Source organism: Microbacterium sp. HMWF026 (assembly GCF_003061325.1).
GTDB classification, from domain to species: Bacteria; Actinomycetota; Actinomycetes; order Actinomycetales; family Microbacteriaceae; genus Microbacterium; species Microbacterium testaceum_E.
In genome coordinates this window covers 3,020-6,149 of the sequence record NZ_QAJB01000314.1, presented here as the reverse complement: position 1 = coordinate 6,149, position 3,130 = coordinate 3,020, and the positions used below count along the sequence as shown (strand labels likewise).

Below are 3,130 nucleotides of genomic sequence, written 5' to 3'. Positions count from 1 at the left end.
TCTTCTTCTCGTTCGGGCCGAACGACAGGCCCTCGGCGTCGGCGGGGACGAGGAACGCGCTGATCCCGCGCGCCCCCGGCTCTCCGGTGCGGGCCATGACGACGTAGACGGACGCCTCGCCCGCGCCCGAGATGAACTGCTTGACCCCCGTGAGCACGTAGGTGTCGCCGTGGCGGATGGCCGAGGTGGCGATGGCCGCCGCGTCCGAGCCGGCGCCCGGCTCGGTGAGGCAGTACGCGCCCAGGTCGTCCATCGCGACCAGACCGGGCAGCCAGCGGTGGCGTTGCGCCTCGGTCCCGTAGGTGTCGATCATCCACGCGACCATGTTGTGGATCGTGATGTACGCCGTCACGGTGGGGTCGCCGTAGGCGAGCTCCTCGAAGATCGCCACCGCGTCCGCGCGCGTCAACCCGGCGCCGCCCACGTCGTCGTTGACGTAGACGCCGCCGAGACCCAGCTCGCCCGCGCGGCGCAGGACGTCGCGGGGGAAGTGCTTGCGGGCATCCCACTCGAGGGTGTGCGGAGCGAATTCGGCCGCCGCGAAATCGCGGACGGCGTCGAGGATGGCGGCGCGTTCGTCGGCGGACAGGGTGCTGGCCGGCGGAGCGTCGAGCGCGGGAGCAGGGGTGGTGTCCATGCGGCTCTCCTTCGTGAGGCGACGGCGTCGTCGCCTGCTCAGATTACCTGGACGTCCTACTAAATGATAGAGGGGCCGATCAACCCGCCGAGACGCCGAAGAGCGCGCCGACGGCGTAGGTCGCGGCGAGTGCGAGCGCCCCGCCGATCACCGTGCGCAGCACGGCCCGCCCGCGCCGCGCACCGCCGATGTACGCCGCGACGTACCCGGTGACGGCGAGGGCGATGAGCACCGCGACGAAGGTCAACGGCACGCGGATCTCGACCGGGGTCAGCAGGATCGTCGCCAGCGGCAGCAGCGCACCGATCGTGAAAGCCACGGCCGAGGCGAGTGCCGCCGCCCACGGGCTGACCACGTCGTCGGCGTCGATGTTGAGCTCGACCGCCAGATGGGCCTTGAGGGCATCGGATGCCGTCAACTCGGTCGCCACGCGCGTCGCCGTGTCGCGCGACAGCCCCTGCGCCTCGTACATGCCCACCAGCTCGGCGAGCTCGGCCTCGGGATCCTCGGCGAGCTCGCGCCGCTCCTTCTGGATGAGCGCGTGCTCGCTGTCGCGCTGGCTCGACACCGACACGTACTCGCCCAGCGCCATCGAGATCGCCCCACCGACGAGCGCCGCGAGGCCCGCGATGAGCACCGGACCCGTCTCGCCGGTCGCGCCCGCGACACCGACCACGACCGCCGCGGTCGACACGATGCCGTCGTTGGCGCCGAGCACGCCCGCGCGCAGCCAGTTGAGGCGCTGAGAGAGTCCCTGGCGGTGGGGTTCGTCGGCGTGCGCACCGTTCGCTGTCGTCATGGCGCCAGGGTAGACCCGGACGCCGACACCGGGACGACCTTGCGGATGCCGTCCTCGCGGCGGGACCGATGGCATCCCGCCGCTCCGACGCGACCGCGTTCTCCCGCCGTTCACACGGATGTCACCGGAGCGGGAGAGGATCACCGGGTTCGCCGCCTCCGCGGCGACCGACGCGCGCGCGGCCCGTCGCGCGCGCTTCGTCCCCCGGCACCCGAGGACACAGCCATGCCTTCGACCCTCTTGCGCCGCGCCGTCGCGTTCACCGCGACGACCGCGGCCGTGTGCGCGCTCGCCCTGTCGAGCACGACGGCGGCATCCGCCGCCATCGTCAGCGCACCCGTCTCGAACAGCGCCCCCGGCGCGGCGCTCAGCGTCACCCCCGTCGGCTCGTACGACACCGGCGTTTACAAGCAGTCCGCCGCCGAGATCGTCCAGGCCTACCGCGATCGACTCTTCGTCGTCAACGCGCAGGCCGGCAGCGTCTCGGTGCTCGACAACCGCGACCCGAAGAAGCCCGTCAAGCTCTTCGACATCGCCTCGGACGGCGTCGCCAACTCCGTCGCCGTGCGCGACGACGGCCTCGGCGTCGTGGCCTTCGAGGCGAAGGACAAGACCGCTGCCGGTCACCTCGTCTTCTTCGACGCGAATAAGGACGACGCGTCGGCCGCCACGCTCGGCCAGGTCACCGTCGGCGCGCTGCCCGACATGGTGACCTTCTCGAAGGACGGCTCGTACGCCGTCGTCGCCAACGAGGGCGAGCCCGCGAACGACTTCTCGAGCGACCCCGAGGGCACGGTCAGCGTCATCGCGCTGACGACGGCGCTCACCGCCCCGGCGCAGAGCGCCGTCAAGACCGCCGGCTTCCGCGCCTTCGAGCAGGGCGGCACCAAGACGCTCGACCCCAAGGTGCGCGTCTTCGGTCCCGACGTGGCCGCCCCCGATCAGGGCTCGACCCCGCTGTCGGCCAACCGCGTCTCGCGCAACCTCGAGCCCGAGTACATCACCACCGACGGCACGGTCGCCTACGTCACGCTGCAAGAGGCGAACGCCGTCGCCACGGTCGACCTCGCCAAGGCCGAGGTCACCGGCATCCTGCCCCTCGGTTACAAGGACTTCGGCGTCACCGGCAACGGACTCGACACCAGCGACAAGGACGGCAAGATCGACATCCGCACGGTGCCGGGCCTGAAGGGCCTGTACATGCCGGACGGGATCGCGTCGTACGCGGCCACCGTCAACGGCAAGGCGAGCACCTACCTCGTCACCGCGAACGAGGGCGACGGCCGCGAGTGGGGCACGTTCATCGACGAGGCCCGCATCAAGGACCTGGGCAAGAACGGTCTGGGCGCCGTCTGCGCCACCTCGCCCCTCGCGGGCCACTCGGCGGATGCCGACCTGGGCCGCCTCAAGGTCGTCACCGACCTCGGCAAGACCGCCGACGGCTGCTACAGCGAGCTGTACGCCTACGGCGGCCGCTCGTTCTCGATCTGGGACACCAAGGGCACGCTCGTCTTCGACTCGGGCGACCAGTTCGAACAGAAGCTGAAAGAGGTCGCTCCGCAGCTGTTCAACGTCTCGAACGACAACAACACCGTTGACGACCGCAGCGACGACAAGGGCCCCGAGCCCGAGAACGTCACGGTCGGCGTCGTCGACGGACGCCCCTACGCCTTCATCGGCCTCGAGCGCGCGGG

Annotated in this window: 3 protein-coding genes; 1 reads left to right on the top strand and 2 read right to left on the bottom strand. The window is 71.0% G+C overall.

Going from position 1 to position 3,130, the window contains the following annotated elements; genetic code table 11:
- Together DBR36_RS12060 and DBR36_RS12055 are read right to left on the bottom strand one after the other, a co-directional pair.
- The coding region (locus DBR36_RS12060; protein WP_181373578.1) for an acyl-CoA dehydrogenase family protein at positions 1-637 on the bottom strand (637 nt) is incomplete at its 3' end.
- 79 nt (positions 638-716) lie between these two features.
- Positions 717-1,436, bottom strand: a complete 720-nt coding sequence (locus DBR36_RS12055; protein ID WP_108319708.1) for a VIT family protein — start codon at positions 1,434-1,436, stop codon at positions 717-719.
- A 225-nt stretch (positions 1,437-1,661) separates the two neighbouring features.
- Here DBR36_RS12055 and DBR36_RS18415 point away from each other — a divergent pair.
- Positions 1,662-3,130, top strand: a 1,469-nt coding sequence (locus tag DBR36_RS18415) for a choice-of-anchor I family protein (RefSeq protein ID WP_258222769.1), incomplete at its 3' end; no start/stop codon positions are given.

Excerpts from the sequence above, each read along its gene's own strand:
- DBR36_RS12055 (WP_108319708.1), bottom strand. The coding sequence starts at position 1,436 with ATGACGACAGCGAACGGTGCGCACGCCGACGAACCCCACCGCCAGGGA.